Origin of the sequence: Stomatohabitans albus (assembly GCF_036336025.1) — a bacterium.
GTDB lineage: Bacteria > Actinomycetota > Nitriliruptoria > Euzebyales > Euzebyaceae > Stomatohabitans > Stomatohabitans albus.
Genome location: NZ_JAYKKE010000001.1, coordinates 300,517 through 320,748 on the forward strand (window position 1 = coordinate 300,517; position 20,232 = coordinate 320,748).

Annotated in this window: 18 protein-coding genes and 1 riboswitch; of the genes, 6 read left to right on the top strand and 12 right to left on the bottom strand. The window is 52.6% G+C overall.

All coding sequences use genetic code 11. The features are described 5' to 3' along the window. Window positions 1–63: 63 nt before the first annotated feature. The 4 genes from VCU37_RS01215 to tpx form a co-directional block, all read right to left on the bottom strand. A complete protein-coding gene (locus VCU37_RS01215) occupies window positions 64–1,236 on the bottom strand; it encodes an ABC transporter substrate-binding protein (protein WP_336248810.1) in 1,173 nt (390 codons plus the stop codon). A 10-nt stretch (window positions 1,237–1,246) separates the two neighbouring features. Then, window positions 1,247–2,044 (bottom strand): ABC transporter ATP-binding protein, encoded by a 798-nt coding sequence (locus tag VCU37_RS01220; RefSeq protein WP_336248811.1) that lies wholly within the window; start codon window positions 2,042–2,044, stop codon window positions 1,247–1,249. Continuing rightward, a complete protein-coding gene (locus VCU37_RS01225; RefSeq protein ID WP_336249534.1) occupies window positions 2,041–3,030 on the bottom strand; it encodes a FecCD family ABC transporter permease in 990 nt (329 codons plus the stop codon). The genes VCU37_RS01220 and VCU37_RS01225 overlap by 4 nt, the downstream gene beginning before the upstream one ends. A 116-nt stretch (window positions 3,031–3,146) precedes the next feature. Next, window positions 3,147–3,323, bottom strand: a riboswitch (cobalamin riboswitch). Window positions 3,324–3,547: 224 nt separating this feature from the next. Continuing rightward, window positions 3,548–4,045, bottom strand: a complete 498-nt coding sequence (gene tpx / locus VCU37_RS01230; protein ID WP_336248812.1) for a thiol peroxidase — start codon at window positions 4,043–4,045, stop codon at window positions 3,548–3,550. 155 nt (window positions 4,046–4,200) lie between these two features. On the opposite strand from tpx, the gene VCU37_RS01235 reads away from it, so the two are divergent. Then, complete coding sequence (locus VCU37_RS01235) at window positions 4,201–6,351, top strand: RNB domain-containing ribonuclease (RefSeq protein WP_336248813.1); 2,151 nt, start codon at window positions 4,201–4,203, stop codon at window positions 6,349–6,351. Window positions 6,352–6,400: 49 nt separating this feature from the next. On the opposite strand, the gene VCU37_RS01240 is transcribed toward VCU37_RS01235, so the two are convergent. Together VCU37_RS01240 and VCU37_RS01245 are read right to left on the bottom strand one after the other, a co-directional pair. Continuing rightward, complete coding sequence (locus VCU37_RS01240) at window positions 6,401–6,943, bottom strand: hypothetical protein (RefSeq protein ID WP_336248814.1); 543 nt, start codon at window positions 6,941–6,943, stop codon at window positions 6,401–6,403. 811 nt (window positions 6,944–7,754) lie between these two features. Continuing rightward, the gene (locus VCU37_RS01245) at window positions 7,755–9,155 is read right to left on the bottom strand and encodes a class II fumarate hydratase (RefSeq protein WP_336248815.1); all 1,401 of its coding nucleotides are present in this window, start codon (window positions 9,153–9,155) and stop codon (window positions 7,755–7,757) included. A gap of 171 nt (window positions 9,156–9,326) precedes the next feature. Between VCU37_RS01245 and VCU37_RS01250 the strand changes: the two genes are divergently transcribed. Further along, window positions 9,327–10,091 carry a trimeric intracellular cation channel family protein gene (locus VCU37_RS01250; protein WP_336248816.1) on the top strand — a complete coding sequence of 255 codons (765 nt, stop codon included), beginning with the start codon at window positions 9,327–9,329 and terminating at the stop codon, window positions 10,089–10,091. A gap of 29 nt (window positions 10,092–10,120) precedes the next feature. Then, the gene (locus tag VCU37_RS01255; protein WP_336248817.1) at window positions 10,121–10,756 is read left to right on the top strand and encodes a trimeric intracellular cation channel family protein; all 636 of its coding nucleotides are present in this window, start codon (window positions 10,121–10,123) and stop codon (window positions 10,754–10,756) included. A 36-nt stretch (window positions 10,757–10,792) separates the two neighbouring features. Here VCU37_RS01255 and VCU37_RS01260 read toward each other — a convergent pair whose 3' ends face one another. Then, the gene (locus VCU37_RS01260) at window positions 10,793–11,497 is read right to left on the bottom strand and encodes a hypothetical protein (protein WP_336248818.1); all 705 of its coding nucleotides are present in this window, start codon (window positions 11,495–11,497) and stop codon (window positions 10,793–10,795) included. 248 nt (window positions 11,498–11,745) lie between these two features. On the opposite strand from VCU37_RS01260, the gene VCU37_RS01265 reads away from it, so the two are divergent. Both VCU37_RS01265 and VCU37_RS01270 read left to right on the top strand, forming a co-directional pair. Further along, window positions 11,746–11,988, top strand: coding sequence for a hypothetical protein (locus VCU37_RS01265; protein WP_336248819.1), 243 nt, complete (start codon window positions 11,746–11,748; stop codon window positions 11,986–11,988). Window positions 11,989–12,118: 130 nt separating this feature from the next. Further along, window positions 12,119–13,309 (top strand): ABC transporter substrate-binding protein, encoded by a 1,191-nt coding sequence (locus VCU37_RS01270; RefSeq protein ID WP_336248820.1) that lies wholly within the window; start codon window positions 12,119–12,121, stop codon window positions 13,307–13,309. 22 nt (window positions 13,310–13,331) lie between these two features. On the opposite strand, the gene VCU37_RS01275 is transcribed toward VCU37_RS01270, so the two are convergent. Next, a complete protein-coding gene (locus VCU37_RS01275; RefSeq protein ID WP_336248821.1) occupies window positions 13,332–13,904 on the bottom strand; it encodes a hypothetical protein in 573 nt (190 codons plus the stop codon). 187 nt (window positions 13,905–14,091) lie between these two features. Here VCU37_RS01275 and VCU37_RS01280 point away from each other — a divergent pair, with 187 nt between their 5' ends. Then, window positions 14,092–14,916 carry an exodeoxyribonuclease III gene (locus VCU37_RS01280; RefSeq protein ID WP_336248822.1) on the top strand — a complete coding sequence of 275 codons (825 nt, stop codon included), beginning with the start codon at window positions 14,092–14,094 and terminating at the stop codon, window positions 14,914–14,916. 92 nt (window positions 14,917–15,008) lie between these two features. Here VCU37_RS01280 and VCU37_RS01285 read toward each other — a convergent pair whose 3' ends face one another. From VCU37_RS01285 to ftsH, 4 genes are read right to left on the bottom strand one after another with little or no spacing between them, the layout of a single operon-like run. Then, complete coding sequence (locus tag VCU37_RS01285; RefSeq protein WP_336248823.1) at window positions 15,009–16,169, bottom strand: cell wall-binding repeat-containing protein; 1,161 nt, start codon at window positions 16,167–16,169, stop codon at window positions 15,009–15,011. Between the two features lie 40 nt (window positions 16,170–16,209). Continuing rightward, entirely contained in the window at window positions 16,210–16,968 is a 759-nt protein-coding gene (locus VCU37_RS01290) for a response regulator transcription factor (RefSeq protein WP_336248824.1), read from the bottom strand. Next, entirely contained in the window at window positions 16,965–18,086 is a 1,122-nt protein-coding gene (locus VCU37_RS01295) for an NYN domain-containing protein (RefSeq protein ID WP_336249535.1), read from the bottom strand. Before VCU37_RS01295 ends, VCU37_RS01290 begins: the two co-directional genes overlap by 4 nt. Beyond that, window positions 18,086–20,230, bottom strand: a complete 2,145-nt coding sequence (gene ftsH / locus VCU37_RS01300; protein ID WP_336248825.1) for an ATP-dependent zinc metalloprotease FtsH — start codon at window positions 20,228–20,230, stop codon at window positions 18,086–18,088. Before ftsH ends, VCU37_RS01295 begins: the two co-directional genes overlap by 1 nt. Window positions 20,231–20,232: the final 2 nt, after the last annotated feature.

Genomic DNA, 20,232 nt, shown 5'->3' on the forward strand with positions numbered 1-20,232 from the left:
CAACGGACCAACCGATTGGTTGGTCCGTTATTGATTCACCTTTGTGGCAAGTGAATAGGCAACTTACTTCTTGGGCAGCTTATCCAGGCCCGGCATATCAGCAGGCATATCAAGTTGAGGCGTAATATCCGATGCGGGTGCCAAGTTGTATTGCTCCAATGCTTTGCGCAGGTATTCAGCCGCATCGATATTCATTGGACTTTCCGTCCATAGGGCATAGGGCAGGTTAACAAACCGTTCTTCCTTTACCGCGGCCATATCCTTGGTAATCGGGTGCGTCTTGAGAATCTGGATTTTTTCGTCGTAGGTCTGGCCCGGGTATTCAACGAATGCAAAAACATCAGGCTCATTCGCGGCCAGCTTTTCCCAGGTCACCGTTGTCCAGGTGTCCTCAACATCCTCAGTCGCATTAACACCACCAGCCGTCTTGATAATGGCATTGGGTGCGCCAAAGGAACCACTCGAAAAGATCGTGTCTTTGGCTGAGTCAAAGAGGAATACCACGGGGGTTTTTTCAGGCTTTGCGGCATCATCAAGTTTCTTGAGCCGCATATCTAAATCGTCAACCACCGTCTTAGCGGTATCGCTATGGCCCGTGATCGTACCCAAGTTATTCAAGTCAACACGAACCGCTTCCCACGGGTCGATAATACCCCGCTTGGTGGTGCCTTCTTGACGGCAAGATTCGGTGAGGATATAGGACGGGATGTCTTTCTCCTTGAGAATATCGGGCGTTAAGTTATTCCCCTCTGAGAAGCCATAATTCCACCCAGCAACCATCAGGTCAGGATCGGCGGCAATAATGGATTCCAGCGTCGGGTATTTCTCGGCTACCACGTTAAGCCCGTCGACGACATCGCCAAACTTTTGCTTCAATACGGCCTTATCACGTTGGAGGCTACTCACTGCAGTGATTTCATCGGCAGCCCCTACCGCTAGTGCCAACGAGATGATGTTGCCATCATTGACATACATCTTTGTCGCCTGTTTTGGCAACATCAGTTCCTCACCACAGTTGGTAACCGTAACCGGACCATCGCTCTGTGATGCGTTGGCGACATCGGTTGACGCTGAAGGTGAAGCGTCGTCCGCTGCAGCCGTTGATTCAGCGGCACTGGCCGTAGATGAGGTATCAGCTGGTGCAGATGGTGAGTCGGACGGGGTAGTACAAGCACTCAAGGCCAGTACTGACATGCTCAGCAAGGCAGCGACCTTAATAGATGGCGAGGTAATCATTGTTTTTCCTTTAGTTGTCTTCAGTGTGTACAGTTCGTTCGGTGAGCCCATCAATAACGAGGTGGGAAACCCCATGTTCATTGGGCGGTATTTGCCGTGAGATGACATCGAATGCGGCATCAAGATTGTGGGTGGTCATCGTTGATTCGGGCGAGCCAGCTGAAAGGGTTTTGCCATCAGAAAGAATCACAATGCGGTCAAACCACCCCATCGCCAGGTCAAGGTCATGAATCGTGGCGATGATCGTGCGCCCACTTTCTCGCATCGTTTGCAGGAGATGAATTTGATGGTGCACATCCAAGTGATTGGTCGGCTCGTCAAGCAAGAGCAGATCGGTGCCTTGTGCGAATCCTTTGGCCAGCATGGCCCGTCGCCGTTCACCGCCGGAGAGCTGCCTGCACTCACGATCAGCGAGGTGTGTCAACCCCACAAGTTCTAGGCATGTCGCAATAATCTTTTTCTCTTCTTTGCCACCCACCTGCCAGGGCATCATATGAGGCAACCGACCGAGAGAAATCATCTCGGTGAGGGTCAAATCTTCAGGGGCAGCTTCTTCCTGGGCGACAAAGGCCAACATGCGCGCCCGAGCACGGGGGGACACGGTGGCAATATCAACATCGTCGATAAGGACCCGACCGCTTGTTGCCGGGTTAATGCCGGCCAGCACCCGCATCAGGGTGGACTTGCCAACCCCGTTGACCCCAACGATGGCCGTCATCGTATGTGGTTCGACGTGGAGATTGATATCGGTGACAATCTCTCGTTGCCCAATACTGCACGTGAGTGATTCAGCTACAAGGTGGGTCATGATGCGCCTCCAAATCCATAGCTTCGCCTACCCATCACAAATAAGAAGACAGGTGCACCGATAATCCCGGTGACCACCCCGAGCGGTACTTCTGCGGGTGCGGCAACGACACGTGAAACGACATCCACCCACAACAGGAAGAATCCACCGAAGGCGGCGGCCAGAGGAAGTAACCGTCGGTGTAAAGATCCGACCACCATGCGACAGAGGTGAGGAATGACGAGTCCAACGAACCCGATCCCACCTGAAACGGCGACGAGGACCCCAACAAGGACTGCGAGCAAAATAAAGAGGCCTTGTCGAAGCCGGTTGACCGGGATACCGAGGGAGGCTGCAGCGTCAGGCCCCCAAGCCAGTGCGTCGAGCCAGTTGTGACCGAGGATGAAGAGCAAGAAACAGAGGATCACCGTTGCGGTAGGGATAGCCAATTTGTCCCATTGAGCTCCAGAAACGCTCCCAAGGAGCCAAAAAAGTACGGATTGGGCTGCCCGAGGGTCAGGGCCTTTGAACACAAGAAAACTTGCGATCGCCGAAAACGCAGCGGATAGGACAACGCCTGAGAGCACCAATCGAATGGGCGTGAGACCGCCTTGGGCAAGCGCAACCATATATACGGAAAGGGCTGCAGCTATAGACCCAAGGAGTGCACCCACTGAAATAGCCCACAATCCAAAGCCCGAGAAAATGCCGAACGTAATCACTGCCGTTGCCCCGACCGAAGCGCCGGCAGAGACACCGAGGAGATAGGGGTCAGCAAGGGGGTTGCGGACCAGGGTTTGCATGCCACAGCCAGCCAAGCCTAGGCCTGCACCGACAACCACAGAAAGAATGGCACGCGGGAACCGCAGTTCCCACACGATTGATTCAACTGTTTTGTCTTGACTCTCTACCCCTGTTAGGTGACTACGGACTACATCCCATACGGCATCACTATCAAGTGGTTCAGATCCGATATTGACGGAGTAAACGACGCTGACCGCAGTCATTGCAAGAATAATGAGGGCAAGCACCAACGCGTATCGCTTTGCTGCTCCCTGAATTGCCTTCCTTGGGTTCAAGGGAATGCTCCAAATGCCTCGAGCCTGTACGCGAGGCTCTGGGTTGATATGTCAATGAAGTTGTGGTGTCCGGACTCCGGCTTTTGCGTATTTGCGACCTTCCCAGGGTTTCCCAGTGGCATTTCACAAATATGTAACCGTTACCGTTGCGCGCCAGTCCCGGATTTGCACCGGGTTCCCGTACCCAACGAATGGGTAGCTCAACTTCGGTGAAGAACATTAGCACCTTTGCGGGTCCAACTCACATTACTGCAACCCAAAGCAATCCAGCCCATTAGAACCAAGCTCTATTGCTACCTATGGTTCACCTTGATGGATTGGTCGTTACGATGTTTGGCATCCTGCTGAATCGGTTTGATTGTGCCAGACCTCGGCCCGTCCAAGGAGAACGCAATGAAGGCAAACCGAACAGTTTGCCTTCATGAATGATGAGTTATCCGTACAGTTAGGCCGTTGCGGCGGCGATGGCCGCGTCATAATCAGGTTCTTGAGCGATTTCTTCGACAAGCTGGCTGTACACAACCTTGCCGTCTTTAACAACGACAACGCTACGGGCCGCAAAATTTTCGAGCGGACCATCAACCATCAATGCACCCAGGTTGGCAAGGCCGTCACGATTACGGGCAAATGACCCAAACGTGACCCCTTCAATATTGTTGTCTGCTGCAAACCGTTCTTGCGCAAATGGTGTATCTACACTCAAATTGATAACACTTAAATCTTCTTCTTTGGCACGGCTAGAAAAGGTCTCAACGCTTGTTGCACACACTCCGGTGTCGATGGACGGAAAAATATTCAAAATGACGGTGCCAGAAGAAACTTCATTTGCCTGGATTTCATCCAGCGTGCCCGTAACCACCTTGACTTCTGGCATTACTGCACCTGCGGCAATAAAGTCAGCATTCGTATTGACGGGTGTTCCCCGGAACGTAAGTGAAGCCATGTGCATTCCTTTCTGAATGACGAATAGAGCCGTTATGCTCAATTGGTAGCTTAATCTGTTTTCTCTTAGGCGTTTAAGTGGACAAGAATCGTTCACTACGGGTAGCTTTTCCTACCTAACCATGAGCAAGAGGCATACAACAGATTGGTGGCATAGTGCAGGTAACGGGGCGATACACGCCGCATAGCCGCGGCTTTGGGTTCGTAGATGTTGAAGGCGGTCATGCCGTCGTTGTAGATGACACCGGCCAGCGCCATGAGCTGACGAGTGTCTTTGTTCCTCCCGCTGTTGGGAGTGGCTGGATTGACGGCGATGTGGTTACCGCTCGTCTTGAAGTCGACGATCAAGACCGATTAACGGCAAACGAACTGAGCCTTGTTAAACGCCCACGCCGCTTTGTCGTTGGGGTTATTCGTCCATTTGCCGGCAAGATGGTACTCGAACTCGATTCACGCCTCGGTAACGGTGAGATTCCCATGACCGACGCGATGAGTGATGCACTCCGCCATGCCGAAGGCCGTCAAGTTGTCGCAATGGTCAGCAATGACGGGCGGGCTACCTGCACCGCTCAGGTAACCCAACCAGCTCCGGTTGAAGCACCATCTGCGATTCGGGCAAGTGCGATTGTGATTGCACATGGTGCCGCCAACGCTTCTGATTTCCCCCTTGGGGTTGAAGCTGTTGACCTTGATTCCAAGTTGGCGGTGCGCTGGTCGTTAGTAACGCTGGGTCGTATGACGAATGGTCAAGAAGGCCTAGCCGGTGAAATGAGCGCCCTAGAGGGGCCAGTGCCCGGTCCGGCAGCGGAACTGATTGATCGTCGCCACGAAACCTGTGTCACGATTGATGATGATTCGACCCAAGACCTTGATGATGCCATCAGTGCCGCGTGGAGTGGAGATGATACTGATCCAGTCCTGCTCACGGTGCATATCGCTGATGCGGCAGGCACTGTAGGGATCGGTTCAACAGCCGACCAATACGCACGCACGATGGCCACCACGTCGTATTTTGCCAGTGGCGCCAATATGTCCATGCTGGACCCCAAACTCAGCGAGGACGAGCTGAGTTTGCATGCCCAGAAAGACCGTCGTGCCGTAACCGTTCGTATGCTGGTCTACCCTGATGGAACCGTCACCGGGGCTGAGGTGAGCCTGTCGTGGATAAGCCCGACTGTCCGCCTGAGCTATGAGGGTGTTGAAAAGTGGCTGCGCACGGGTGACTTAGCGCCGCTCTTGCGACCAGGGAATACCCATAGCGCTCCCACAGGTAAAGCAGGCGCAATCAAGGTGTGTATGGATGCCCTTGAGGAAGTCAGTAAGCGCCTCACAAAAAACCGTGAACGGCGCATCACGATTGATGACTTATTCACCCGCGAAGAAGTGGAGCTTCGCGTTGAAGATGGGCGCATCGTGCTCAAGAAGGCGAATAAGTACCCCGGCGCCCAACAAATGGTTGAAACCGCAATGGTGGCCGCCAATGAGGCAGTAGCTTCATGGGCTATCGAACGCCGTATCCCCTTGTTGTATCGGTCACACACCGGGTTTGATCCTGAACGCTTGGAGACTCTCACCAAGTTGGTGAAGACCCTTAAGGTCGATGTGGCGGACCCAGACAGTCCATCAGTGGAAGAAATTATGCAGGCGGTGGCTGATCTCCGAGCTGCTGGCAACACCGATGATGCCGATATGCTCGCCGTGGTTGCCGGTTCTTCAGTTGGTCGAGCCACCTATGTGGTTGAGCCTGATGGTCACGTCGCCATGGGGTCTACTGCGTACACCCATTTCACGAGCCCACTGCGACGCTACGCTGACCTCATCGTGCATCGCCAGGTACGTGCTCATCTCGCAAACGAAGCACTGCCGTACACGACCGATGATTTGGAAAAGTTGGCGGCATGGCTTGACTACCGAACCGGAGGAGCCAACCGCACCCAAGCCTTAGAGCGTGCGGGATTGTGGGCGGTGTTCTTGCCGCGAAAGACCGGCGGGTTGCATTGGCCGACACCAGCACAGATTACGGAGCTCACCGCCTCTGGTGCCCGTGTCCGGTTGACCCGTGCCGGGATCGGGGCGTTCTTGCCTGCGGCGCGCATGTTGGGGCTACCCCCACGTGAAAAGGTCAGCCTTGAGCTTGTCGAACACGGCATGGCAACCACGGATGGCAAGTGGCACGTCGGTCAAGTCGTAGACGTTCGCATGGACCGCCTTGACCCGCGTGGTCGCCCGGAAGTTCGCCCCTCCAACAAACCCGCCCCCGCCATTGCGGACCAGGGGAGGCGCTCCCCCACCCATAACCCCAGCTAAAAACGCTTAAATCCTGTTCAGGTGTTGGCTGCGACGTGTTGTTATGCGTCTAATCCAACACCTGAACCATTTTAAACAGATAATTTGTGCTGTTATGATAGGGCACATCTCCATCAGGGTTCTCGTAAAAATTATAATTAAGATAAATAGGCGTTACGGTAAAATACTTCTTTCCCGGCTTAGGATCAATAGTGAAAGAAATAGCCTGATTATGTCTAGTTATTCGACTTTGACTTTCTAGTGGTGAGAAGTCTTCATAAAATGGTTCGATAGCAACATCTCCACTAATATCTACATCCTTAAACTGTTGAATATAGATATGGAATGGCATAATATCGCTTTGGATAGTTATAGTTATTGCCTTATCAGTATTTGGTATATTTGAAAATAAATCTGGAAAGGCTTCAGGTGGCGGTTCTTGAATAGTAGTTTTATCGATTTCATGGTTATACCACTCATAAATATGACTAGTTACTTGTATCCCATTTACTAACATGACTGGTGGCTCTATCGGGGCCGTTGAAGATTCATCCACAGCAAACCATGGTTGGTCATCGGGAATCGGCATATTCATTGGCGTCTTTCTTTTCATGTTAAGGATAGGATGACGCCAATCTAGAAAAGCAGATGAGTAAATAACAACTATCTTTTAATAACTAAAGTCACCCATAGATTACCTATCTGATGAAATAGGGGTTTAATCAGGTGTAACGAACACTACAGATCTGGGTCGATGAAGGTGACCAATGCTTCTCGTTGTATGAGTCGGTTACGTTGCTCACGCACACGCACCACACGCTGTAGCACCAAACGCAAGCACCCGACCGTATCGGTCGGGTGCTTGCGTTTGGTTCTCTCTCTTCGCCTAGGCAGCTACCGGAGCTTCTACCTCAATCACTGCACCTGCAAGCATGGCGGCCATTAAACCGAGAACGCTGAGGGTGTTGATGTTCATAAAAACTCCTTGAAGGATTAGTGTCTGCCTTGTTGAATAACACTCTGCCAGCCTCCACCCCAAACCAACCAACAAATCACTTTGTGTGGAAAGCCAATTACAAATCGTAATCTAGGATGGCCTAGGGGATACCTAGCGATGAAGTATGCGTATTCCTTCCGTCTTTGGACCTTGGTCGGCTTGGCTGGCAATCAAGCTGGTCACGCGGCATCGGGGAGGTCTTCACCTCATGCGAGATAGACCAGCCGCACCTCATTGTCTGCAACAAGTTACTTGGTTACTGCTACTAGCCGTGCCGTAACGGTCGGCCCCAGATACCCGCTTAAGCTCAACCACGTGCTTAGGTGATGCCACCTAAGGCTTCGTGGCCGTAGACAAAGGCCAATGGGCAAACAAAAGCAACGCGAGCCAAAGCTCGCGCTGCATCATCTCACCAAAGGGCAGGAGCTTAAAGTACGCCGCCTTCGGTCATCTTCTTCATGTCCAACAGCTTGTCCACTTCTTCCTTTGACAAGCCAGAGTCTTCGTAGCAAACCTCGCGGAGTGGCCGGTCTTCTTTGAGCGCACGCTTCGCCATCTTGGCAGACAAGTCGTACCCCACGGCGGGCACCATGGCCGTCACTGTGGAGAGGTTCTTTTCAACAAGTTCGGTGCACCGTTCGGCGTTGGCTTCAATGCCGTCAACCATCTTGTCAACCATGTTGGTGCAGCTTGCTGCCAGGAGGGTGATGGATTCAAGCACATTACGGGCGATCACCGGAATAAACACATTCAGTTCAAAGTGGCCTTGTAACCCACCGACGGTGATGGCCGCATCGTTCCCAATCACCTGTGCGCACACCATAGATACTGATTCAGGAATAACCGGATTCACCTTTGCAGGCATGATGGATGATCCAGGCTGGATTTCTGGGAGGCGGATTTCCATAAACCCAGTGCGTGGGCCAGATCCCATCCAGCGTAGGTCATTCACAATCTTGGTCAGGCTGACCGCAATGACCTTCAGCTCACCAGACAGTTCCACAATGGCGTCACGGGCAGCTTGGGCTTCAAAGTGGTTTACCGCTTCAATCAGTCCATCATGCCCCGTCAACGTGCGCAGTTGCTTGATTACCCCGTCAGTCATCCCTTCTGGTGCATTCAAGCCGGTGCCGACCGCGGTTCCACCAATGGGTAATTCAGCAACACGGGTGAGAGCGTCCTTGACCCGATCCATACCCAGTTCAACCTGGCGGGCATAGCCGCTGAACTCTTGACCCAAGGTGATTGGCACCGCATCCATCAAGTGGGTACGCCCACTCTTCACCACATCAGCAAATTCCTTGGCTTTCTTATCAAGCGCCTTGTGGAGGTATTCCATTGCAGGCAGCAACTTGGTTACCGTCGCGTCATAGGTAGCTAAATGAACTGCTGTGGGGAACACATCGTTTGATGACTGTCCAGCATTCACGTGGTCATTGGGGTGCACAAGTTTTGACCCCATCGCGCCACCAAGAATCTCAGTAGCACGGTTTGCGACGACCTCATTCGTATTCATATTTGAACTCGTCCCAGAACCGGTCTGGAACACATCCACAACAAAATGGTCATCCAGTTTGTTATCAGCAACTTCTTGGGCAGCTTTCGCAATCGCATCATGCTGTTCAGCGGTGATAACACCCTTTTCGGCGTTCACGTGGGCTGCCGCGAGCTTAATCAACCCAAGGGCACGAATCAGCGCTGGCGGAATCCCCTGGCCACTGATCGGGAAGTTAGCAAGAGCACGGGCCGTGGAGGCCCCATAGTAGGCAGATACAGGAACCTGCATCTCACCCATCGAATCGGCTTCGGTGCGGAATTCAGTAGTCATAGCAAGCACCGTAGACCAGGAGAAGGTACCTTTTCCACCTCATAAGTCCCTTTATGGCTAGGTCTCCTGCGTGTACAAGTCCCTAAGCCTCTAGCATTGTCTCCTTTGGACTTGGCAATCCTGCATCATGATGGGTTGTGAGATCGTGAACCCCCTCGAGAGGAACCCCTGTTGACCACTGCTGAACTAATATTTTTTGGGGTTGAGTGCTTCGGCCTCGCCTTTTTCGCTATCTCCGGTGTCGTACTCGCCGGACGTGCACAACTTGACGGGTTCGGGGTTTTTGTTATCGCATTTATCACCGCAGCCGGTGGTGGCACGGTACGCGATGTCATCTTGAATGTCCCGCCATTCTGGACCACCAATATGGGGTACTTCTGGTCTATCGCCATTGCCGGAGTTCTTGGTCAAATCATGGTTCGCGTATCCAAAAACCGGCTCCCAGGCTGGGTAGCGCTGAGCCTTGATGCCGCCGGGCTCTGTGTGTTCAGCGTGACTGGTTGCCTTAAAACGCTCGATCTTGGCTGGCGATGGGAGATTGCCATTTTGATGGCTATTTTGACTGGTGTTGGCGGTGGGCTTGTACGCGACACGCTGTTACAAGTTAAGCCCTATGTCTTTCGTGGCGAGCTATACGCCATCATTTCAGCATTTGCCGCTGCCCTTCTTGTTGCCCAATTAGCGCTGGATATTCCTCGGTTTACAGCCGGTGCTATTGCCAGTTTCTCAGCATTCATCTTGCGGATGCTGGCTTGGAAGAAAGGGTGGAGCCTGCCAGTCTTTGACATTGATAAACCGGTACGCCCCATCGCTAAGGCCCAACCACTACCGGTACCGCCACCGGTACCGGTTCGCCCCTATGGTCGTAAACGTACGAGCTCACTCGTACCCATTGTTCCTTCTCGCCGGTTAGGGCTTAGGATGAATCACAAATAGCTGCCGAAATTATACGGTGAGAACGCCCCATGGACCTTTACGCTTCATTTTCTTCACTGTTCACCCTTGCTGATCTTGTAGGAACAATCGCCTTTGCGATGTCTGGGGTGATGTTGGCCAGCCGGCTCAAAATGGACATGGTAGGCGTTGTAGTCCTCGCTTTTTTACCAGCATGTGGCGGTGGTACGGTTCGTGACTTGCTCTTGGGCGCGACACCGTTTTGGATGGAACAGCCGTACTATCTGTATGCAGTTTTTTTCACCGCAATGGTGGGGCAATTCACCGTGGTTCACTATCACGAGAGTTTGCCGCGTTGGGTACTGCCCACCTTTGATGCTATCGGTCTCGCAGTATTCACCGTAGCTGGAATAGACAAAGCGCTGCTGTATGGATTCGGTTGGGAAGTGTCCGTAACCATGGGCGTACTCACCGGATGCGGTGGGGGTCTATTGCGTGATGTCGTTGCGACCGAGCGTGCAGGGCTTTTAAGCACCGAAGTCTACGCAACGGTCTCACTAGCAGGTGGATTGTTGCTCTTTGTGATGCGCAAGCTTGAATTATTCAACCTCGGCACAATGAGTTTTATCGCCTGCGTTTTTATCTTCGTATTCAGGATGATTGCCTGGCATCGTAACTGGCATCTTCCCCGAGTGGTGTTGAAATAGGCCTCAACACAATTCTCACCAGGTCTTGCCCCAGGACTAGCGAGTGATTTGGGGAACGATTTCGTCCCTGGAGTCCAATACCTTCAACGCTTCACCAGGACTATAGATAAGTCGTTGCGGGCCAGGGACGATAAACGGTCCAGATGTAGGAAGTGGACCTGCTTGAATCTTGGTGGGGTCCTCCATATCGACACACCCGATCCAAGCAGCATCGGATTCAGCCCAGACATACCAAGCAAAGGCAGGTGTCGCCGCAAGGAGCACCACCCCGCGTGGCCCGTTACTGGCTAGTGCTTTTCGTGTTTCACGGGGTAGCCATTCAATAGGGATACCTTGTTTGCCCGATGCCTTGGGTTTAAAGGCTGCCGCCAGTGCTTCAACTTGCATTTGAGCGGCTTGACCCATCTCTAATCGACTGAGACGGTGATAACCACGACCGAGTGGGGAAAGCGCAACGACGCTCCCAGATACCGACCTAGCCAAAGCCGATTTTGGATCTGACTGGATATCTGGTGTATCAGCACGTGGTATCTCAGTATTTGATGCCCCCTCACTCATCGTTGGTCCAAATGTGGCATGCGCAAGCTCTTCACTCAGTCGTTCCACCGGAGACACGGTGGCGCTTACCTGAGGGATTGGCGCTTTGGGGAAAGGGGTTTGATCTGGCGCTGTCTGGATACTTTCAGGGGAAAATAGTCCCAAGAGGGCCAGAATGAGCGCGGATGACGGACGATGAGCCATGGGCGTAGTGTGCCCCAATAATTACCTTGAGTGGCGTAACTACAACCTGGTCATTGGTTCACGCGTAAAGAACACATAAGACCGTTCTTTGGCGTATTAGTATTCCTCACTATCTGGAATGCCACGCTGGTTCTTATTGCGGGGTAATCTAGCCCACTCAGCACCGCCTGTGCGACTGCAATACCCTCGCTAGAGCGCCGTGGTGATTGCCCACATCATTCTCACCACGGGTTTTACAAGGAGGTACTATGCGATCCCTACTCCCCCTGAGTGCAACCGTTATGTGTTTGAGCCTGAGCGCCTGTTCGGTTCTTGCCCCGGTCCCTGGCCAATCTGGCACCGATTCGGTTAGCGAACCCCTACCGCCGTCTCCAACCGTAGGTGCCGATATTCGTACCGCTGATGCTAACCAGACGAACCTGTTTTGGGGCAACCCGTTCGAGGAAGACCACAGCCGCCACGCCGCTCCGGTTGTGCACCCCGTTGACTAAACCTCAGTGGCCTGTATCCAACGGTATTGGTGAATTTCATGGACTGGGGAGGCCTCAAGTGGCATACGCTCAACACGAGAGCAGTTACACACTCTGCGTACTTGTTATCTTCGTTTTCTAAGGAATAAACATGAGACCCGTATCCATCGCGTTTTCCACACTGTTGTGTTTGAGCTTGGCGGGCTGTTCTGGCAGCGCACCGAACACGAGCGAATCGGACCACCTTTCACCTCGTCCTTCCTCTTCGGCCACAGCGAACCAATCCAGCCCAGCCGTCGCTTCGGATGCTCCGAGCAACTCCAATCAAAATACTGTCTTAGAGGGGCTGCCTGAGTCTGGTATCACGGCAGATGGACAATATAAAGGCCCGCAAGGGTTTGCGTTTTTTGATGACCCTGAGCAGGTATTTCCCGCAGAAATCAAGCACATCTACGGGACCACCACGATTCCAAAACAACCCAAAACTATTGTCACCCTCGGTGACGGGGCGACCGATGCGGTCTTGATGCTTGCCCGTGTACCCAACGCCATGCCAACGGTAACGGGTGGGGAGCATAATGGCATGCTTGAGGATTGGGCGTCGGTAATCCAGGGCTTTGGAATAGAACCGGGCAGCCCGGATATGCCCGTGATGTTGGACACCACACATGGGGTACCAGTGGATGAGATCAAACGCATCAAACCCGACGTGATTTTAGCCCTAGAAAACGGCATAACGAAAGCCGAATATGAACAGCTCAGTGCGTTTGCCCCTGTTGTAGCGCCGCTTCACGAACCTGGCACCACACGATGGGAGGATCTTGTCCTCGTGACCGGCCAAGCCCTTGGACAAGGTATCCATGCCAAGGAGCTCACTAGGCAAATCAATGAAACCACTGAATATGAGAGTCAGAATCTCACAGGCCTAGCCGGTAAGACCATCCATGTTGGTATTTTGCGGCTCTCCCCTACCCCTACGCTGGAGGTATACACACCTGATAATCCACGCTTGATGTTCTATGCGTCCTATGGGTTCAAGGCCGCTCCCCTTCCCAGTGGGCTTGAGGCAGCAGGTGATGACCGGCTTGTTTCCGTACCCGCAGAAAAGGTCGCTGAGCTGACGAGTGATGTGATGGTGGTCTTTGTTGACGGCAATAAATCGCCTGATGCCATATTGACCGATCCGCTTGTGCAGCAAGTACCAGCAGCAAAACGTGGCAATCTCATGGTCATTACCAATGAGAAGGAACGCTTAGCAACCGAGCATCTCGGCCTGGTCTGGTATACCTCAGCCTTTGATGACCATATCAATCACATCAGCACACAGTTGAACGCCAACTAGCTGGTAATACGCGACTGGCTTGTTATGGGCGCAAATGGTTGGCCCACCTGGGTTTAGGCGTACCCGGGCGAGGGTTTTTAATATCGATCGTGCCACGTCCATCTGGGCGGTAGGTATTCCATGCTTCCTTACCTGAGGGCAACGTCAGTAAGGGGCGTTCGGTGGGGGTGAAGGTACGGGCCAACCCCTTGCCACCACCGGTACGAGCTGCTGCCGGTGGGCGTGGGTGCCGTTCATTCCCCCAAGCAAGCTTAGGTTCAACGGGTTGAATCGTTGGCCGTGCCGGGTGAACCGGCTTACGAAATGCTGGTAACCCTGGACCGCTAGGCGCACCTGCCGGGGCACCACCACCGGAGAAAGACACACGGTTGGGTCTTGCCGTGCCTGAGAGTGAGCCCTCTTGAACCGTTACACCCATTCCTGGTCCGGTGATACCGCCGGTTTTTCCTTCCAGGGGGTCAACCTGGGCTGGTTGGGGTGCAAACCATTCCAACCAAAGCGGCAGTTGCCAATGTGGTGACGCCATCGCTGGGGTGGTGGGTAGTACCAACAAGCCGGCTACAGCTCCAGCAATCAGCGTCTGACGTCCACTCATAGCCACGTTATCGGCAGCTCAGCCCCATTCTGGAGTCAGAGATCTCTGCTACCTTCTGATGCTTGGACGGATGGTTTCGGTTCGGTTTACAGCGCGTGGTCGGAGACGGCTTTGGTAGATCATTTGCTGCTAGCCCTTACCTCATGGCACCTTCAACGGGTACTGGCAGGTCAAGTAGGCTGTTTTCATGCTACGAATTGCAAGCCATAACGTGAACGGAATCCGAGCAACGCATCAACGCGGTTGGGTGCCTTGGGTGAATGCCCGCGGCATTGATGTGATTGGCCTTCAAGAAGTTCGGGCAACACCCAACCAATATCCTGACGGGGTCTTTGATGGTTGGGATGTACACGTGGATACGGGCGAAATGAAGGGGCGAAATGGTGTTGCCCTGTTATCCAAAACGCCTGTTGCCGCTTCTCGAACGGGGATTGGGTTGGAGGAGTTTGCTGGTGATGGTCGGTACGTAGAAATTGATCTGGCTGACTATCCGCTGACCATTGCCAGTTTGTATTTACCCAAAGGTGATGTGCCTGACGGTGAAAGTGAAGCCAAACAAGCTAAATATGACCGTAAATTCCGGTTCTTGGCACGCTTGGCGGCGCTGTTGGCCGAAAAAGCTGATGAAGCTGCTAATGGTGGCCGAGAATTCCTGATTATCGGCGACTTCAACATTGCCCGCAGTGAATTAGACATTAAGAACTGGAAAGGCAATCTTAATAGTGAGGGGTTCTTACCAGAAGAACGCCAGTGGTTTGCTGACATGTTAGAAACCACAGGACTCGTTGATATTGTGCGCACAATGCATCCCGACCAACCGGGTCCTTATAGCTGGTGGAGCTGGCGCGGCCAAGCCTTTGCAAACGATGCTGGGTGGCGGATTGACTATCACTTGGCTACCCCAGGGCTAGCGGCCACGGCGGTAACAAGCGGTGTGGACCGTGAACCGAGCAGAGATGAGCGCCTCAGTGATCATGCTCCGGTAGTCGTTGATTACGACTTCCCCGCATAGGTGCTTCATTGCGGTCCGTCCTGACTGCTCATCGAAGCAAGAACGGCACATATACAAGCGAGCCCTCGAAAGGGCTCGCTTTTCCATTGAGGCTACTTACCTTCAGCGATTTTACTTGCATTCGATGCAGTGAAGGCTTGATTACCTCCATAGAAGATGTCGCCACCCTTCTTGCTAATGGATGTGAAGGGGCGAACGGTGTCTAGGAACTCTTTTGGGACCGCCTTTGCTTTTCCGTCGGTCATAACAAGGGCGCGCTTCCTTTGAGCGGCGTGAGCCGCGCCTACAAGCGCATCAGGAAAGTCTTTGTCGGTTGCAAAGGCCAGCTGATTAGTTGAACCAAGATCGACATACAGAGACATCACATCAGGGTCTACAGCGGCTGGTGACTCATCAGGCACAACACTGGACGGCCATGTGTTCTGATTCCACGTCCCGAGGCGAACTAAACGGAACCCACTCAAGTTCTGCCGTGCCCACGCAACCCCTTGGGAACCATACACAACCATGCCGTTATTGCGCGCGGCAATATTGCCAGCGACCAACGCGGTAGCCCAGTTGGCATCTGACGGGTCAACGGCATAGACCTTTGACGGGTTGATTGAGGCGGTGACTACGTTGTAGGTATCAAGTGCCTTCAAAGGATTCGTCAGCATTGAATTTGTTTCGTTGCGTTCAGCAGTCGTATCTGACACTCGCTGGCTAGTAAGTGCACGAGTGTCACCACCGAGACGACGAACACTGAAATTCAGTGGCTGTTTCCGATCACCGACCATCTTCTTGATCTGGTCTTCAGCTTCCAAGCTGACTGCATCTACACCACCGATGATAGTGACCATCCCACCAGGCCGGAGTACTCGCTCAATCTCCTCACGAGTGTACGGATGTAGGGATGCACTGTTATGCAAATTGGTCTTGGTGATGTTGTTATACGTCAACAGAATGGGGGCACCCGTCTGTACTGCCAACGGAATAGCCGTTGCAGAGTCGGCAGGGTTATCAGCACCTGCCACGATGACATGGGTGACTTGGGTCTTGGGTTTGCCGGTTGCCTCTTTTGTGGCTGAGGGATACATGTCGCGGCTGGCGAAGATGGCCGTGCTGACACGGTCAGAACCCCAGATGCGATGAACCTCACTCGAATCACCCTTGATGCTCACCGGAACAGATTTCGCCTGAGCGATACCCGCCGTGGGCACCAGACCTACGGTCAGGGCAATGGATGCACTAAGCGCAAGTACTCGTAATGACATAACTGCTCCTCAAAACGTTGGATAAGGTGAATATACCGCACTAGTACCGAAGGCCAACCCCGCGACGGCGAGCAAATGCAATCATTTCATCACGGTTAGATACATCGCACTTGCGGTACATGTTAGTTAAATGTTTTTGTACTGTTCGAATACTGATACTCAAAACTTGAGCAATCTGTGCATCACTCATGTTCTTTTCAAGCAGGTCAAGGACCTGTAACTCCCGTCTGGTAAGGGTTTCGCCGCTTCCAGAAGGATGAATGGTATCTACTAACAAACCAATTAAAGGATTACTTACAACAACTTCTCCTTGACGAACTTTGTCGATTGCAAGGAGAATCTCATCACCGGTAGTAGTTTTTAATAAGTAACCTTTGACACCTGCGGCGAGAGCATCTCTCAGGTCATTACTTGAATCAGTATCAGCTAATAACACGATGGGTAACTCACTATGTTCAAGTAAGAGCCCACGAACAATGGTAACGGGGTCCTCATCGGGGTAGGTACCGTCCAAGAGCACGAGCGATGGTCGGGTATCGGCAACGAGGATACGAAGCTCACCTGGGGTATGAGCCTCAGCGATCACATCAATATCGTCGCGTAAGCCCTCAAGCATCCACGCCATTGCCTCGGTAACAATGGGATGGGGTGATGCAAGGAGAAGCCGAATACGCCCGTCCGACTGTGGTTCGTCTTCCCCCCACGCATCGTCAGCACCTTCGCCCCATTGAATCGGTGGGAGATCATCAAGGTCGACGATAGGAATATCGTCGGACCCAAGTGGCTCCCATCCACTCAATTGATACTCCGCAGCAAGTAGTCTTCCGCATCTTCATCCCACTCCATCTTGATGATGTTTGTGCGACGGGCAGCTTTACAGAACTGCAAAAACCCGGAATATCCAAAGCGTTTTTCACTAAAGTCAGGTTCGACAGTCCGTATGAGTGATTTCAGCCCATCCAAGGGCGCTGGTTCGTGCTGGCGAACGACTCGAGCTAATAGGGCGAATGCGTCAGCTTCAGTGTTGCTTTGGGTTGGGAGACCGACTTGCGGGTCGCCCTGGCTTGGCCCATCAGAAAGCTCAATATCACCTCGTGACGCTAAATCCTGGAGTGCCTCACCAAAGCCACGGAACCCATATTCTGCCTCAGTAAAGGTCGGATCTTTTCGCAGCATCGCCCGCTTTAACTGGCTGGCGGTGACTGGCCCATGGGCGGTACGAATCAAGCCGCCCAATGTGCTGGTAACAATTTTGGTGAGATTCTCAATCGTGTGCTCGGTAACCTCAAGTGTGTCATCGCCATCATCTACATCGTCGATATCTTCAACAACGGCGACCTTACTCACCGGCACCGTCTTGGCGGCCTTCGTTGGTGCGGGAACCGTACCCTTGTGACGATCGTTTTGTTTCTTCCGGTTTTTCTTTGGCCGGGTAGGTAAATCCACCCCCTCAAGTAATTCATAGAAGATGAATTCATCGCATGCTGGCGGCAATAATTTTGATGTAGATGCCTTGAGCCCTACCCCAATGACGCGCTTATTCAGTTCTCGGAGCTTGTTAACCAGCGGTGTGAAATCACTATCCCCAGTACAAATCACAAACGTTGAAATGTAATCACGCTCAAAGACGAGTTCAATGGCATCAACAGCCATCTTGATATCAGCCGCATTCTTACGAACAGCACCAAGACGCTGTGGAATCTCAATGAGTTCCACCTGTTCTTTGGTCAGCATCCGCCGATCTTCGTCAAAACTTGTCCAATCGGCATACGCCTTGCGTACGACGACGCGACCCCGTTCAGCCAACGCATCAGCCAGGGGACGGAGATCAAACTGCATGCCGCGGAGGTCCTCTCGCGCGCCGATGGCGAGATTCTCATAATCAAGGAATAGCGCTATACGTTCTTCTTCGGCCATCATCGGTCTCCATGACTGTAGGGGCCGCTACTGTCGTCTTGAATGTCAGGCAAAGGCATACGCGGTGCGGGGTGTTCTTGTGCACCTTTAGGTTTCTGAGCGACTGCCTCACCTGCTTCTTGAGTAGTTTGCTCAGATTCTTCTGGCTTGGCAGCACCAACCATCGTTGTTTCACCACGGTTTGCTGCTTTATGTGCCTCTAAGTCAATACCCGCTGCTTTGTAGATATCAGGTTCGTCGAGAGTTTCATGTACAAGCAGTTCGTCGACGATGCCTTGAAGTTTGTCTCGATGTTCTGTGAGCAAGCTAATAGCGCGTGCATAGCACTCCTCGATGATTGTTCGGACTTCATCATCAACGAGGTTCAACTGCTGTTCACTGATACCCATGGTTCGTGGATCTAGTTCATCATCGAGGACTTGAACAGGGCCTACTGCCTCACTCATACCCCAACGCCCAACCATTGAACGAGCAATGCCGGTAGCTGTTTTCAAGTCGCTGGCCGCGCCGGTTGTAACCACATTAAAGATGATGTGTTCAGCAGCCATCCCGCCTAGAGCACCCACAATGCGCCCAAGAAGGTAGTCACGGTCGTACCCATACCGATCCCCCTCTGGGGCACTAAACGTTACCCCTAAGGCACGGCCACGTGGGATGATTGAAACCTTACGAACCGGGTCAGCCCCTGGTTGCAACATCCCTAGTAAGGCGTGTCCTGCTTCATGCCAGGCAGTGCGTTGACGTTCATCTTCGGGCATGATGACTTTACGAGCCGCCCCAAGCTGGACCTTTTCTAGTGCGTCCATGAGGTTGCGTTGGCTTACCTGTTTTGCGTTCTGCTTCGCTGCAATCAGCGCCGCTTCATTAACGAGGTTGGATAGTTCAGCACCAGTCATCCCCGGTGTTGATGCGGCAATCGCATCTAAATCAACACTCGTTTCCAAAGGCACCTTGCGCGTGTGCACATCTAAAATCTGACGACGGCCATCCTTGTCGGGAGCATGAACGGTGATGGTCCTATCAAAACGTCCAGGACGTAATAACGCAGGATCAAGCACGTCCGGTCGGTTTGTTGCCGCAATCACAACCACCCCGGACGAATCCTCGAAGCCATCCATTTCAGTGAGGACCTGGTTCAAGGTTTGTTCACGCTCATCATGACCGCCAATGGACCGTGAACCACCACGACGACGGCCAATCGTGTCAATTTCATCAATAAAGATGATGGATGGTGCTACCTTACGGGCTTCGTTGAAGAGTTCGCGAACGCGTTGCGCACCGACACCAACGATCATTTCAATGAACTCTGAACCACTTGACGAAAAGTACGGCACTCCAGCTTCGCCTGCGGTTGCTCGAGCCAACAGGGTTTTACCGGTGCCAGGAGCCCCACTGAGGAGTACCCCCTTAGGCGCCCGTGCGCCCAATTGCTCATATTTACTTGGGTTTTTCAAGTAATCGACAATTTCACTAATCTCATCTTCGACTTCGTCAATACCTGCAACATCTTCAAACGTAACGCGTACGGTTTCAGGATCGACGGGCTTTTTCTTGTCCTTGCCGCCGAACATCCCACCCATCATTCGTGTGGAGCGACGAAGCATCCAAAAGTACAGCCCAACAAGCAGCAGAATCGGCCCAAAACTCAGCAATATGTTGGTAAGCAACGATCGTTGTTGGATGATCGGTGTTGAACGAACTTCTACCCCTTTGTTCTTCAACAGAGCTAGAAGGTCATCTTGGGCAAAGGATGGACGCTCCGTTTCGAACTGGGTGTACGTCGTTTGTTTGGTACCCCATAATGACAACGCCCCGTTTGCCTCAGTTGGGTCGGCTTTGGGGACATCTACCGGCTTGATCAATTCACCTTGAATTGAATCACCACGGGTAAAGACTTTTTTCACATTTCCATCACTCACTTGTTGGGTGAACTCCGGATAGGGAATGGTCTGTGGTGTGCCTTGAAAAGGAAAGAATGAGAGTGCAAGGAAAACAATGGCATAGCCAATGAGGACAATACGCGCAAGCCGCCACCAATTCGATGGTTCTTTATCGCCGTCACTATTCTTAGGTAGTCCTTCAGTCTTCCAAGGTCGAGCAGGTTGACCACTTTTCTGCCCGCCAGATTGCGTGGGTACATTCATTC

Coding starts and splice junctions, on each gene's coding strand:
- VCU37_RS01215 (WP_336248810.1), bottom strand. CDS start 1,236: ATGATTACCTCGCCATCTATTAAGGTCGCTGCCTTGCTGAGCATGTCA.
- VCU37_RS01220 (WP_336248811.1), bottom strand. CDS start 2,044: ATGACCCACCTTGTAGCTGAATCACTCACGTGCAGTATTGGGCAACGA.
- VCU37_RS01225 (WP_336249534.1), bottom strand. CDS start 3,030: ATGACTGCGGTCAGCGTCGTTTACTCCGTCAATATCGGATCTGAACCA.
- tpx (WP_336248812.1), bottom strand. CDS start 4,045: ATGGCTTCACTTACGTTCCGGGGAACACCCGTCAATACGAATGCTGAC.
- VCU37_RS01240 (WP_336248814.1), bottom strand. CDS start 6,943: ATGAAAAGAAAGACGCCAATGAATATGCCGATTCCCGATGACCAACCA.
- VCU37_RS01245 (WP_336248815.1), bottom strand. CDS start 9,155: ATGACTACTGAATTCCGCACCGAAGCCGATTCGATGGGTGAGATGCAG.
- VCU37_RS01255 (WP_336248817.1), top strand. CDS start 10,121: ATGGACCTTTACGCTTCATTTTCTTCACTGTTCACCCTTGCTGATCTT.
- VCU37_RS01260 (WP_336248818.1), bottom strand. CDS start 11,497: ATGGCTCATCGTCCGTCATCCGCGCTCATTCTGGCCCTCTTGGGACTA.
- VCU37_RS01265 (WP_336248819.1), top strand. CDS start 11,746: ATGCGATCCCTACTCCCCCTGAGTGCAACCGTTATGTGTTTGAGCCTG.
- VCU37_RS01270 (WP_336248820.1), top strand. CDS start 12,119: ATGAGACCCGTATCCATCGCGTTTTCCACACTGTTGTGTTTGAGCTTG.
- VCU37_RS01275 (WP_336248821.1), bottom strand. CDS start 13,904: ATGAGTGGACGTCAGACGCTGATTGCTGGAGCTGTAGCCGGCTTGTTG.
- VCU37_RS01280 (WP_336248822.1), top strand. CDS start 14,092: ATGCTACGAATTGCAAGCCATAACGTGAACGGAATCCGAGCAACGCAT.
- VCU37_RS01285 (WP_336248823.1), bottom strand. CDS start 16,169: ATGTCATTACGAGTACTTGCGCTTAGTGCATCCATTGCCCTGACCGTA.
- VCU37_RS01295 (WP_336249535.1), bottom strand. CDS start 18,086: ATGGCCGAAGAAGAACGTATAGCGCTATTCCTTGATTATGAGAATCTC.
- ftsH (WP_336248825.1), bottom strand. CDS start 20,230: ATGAATGTACCCACGCAATCTGGCGGGCAGAAAAGTGGTCAACCTGCT.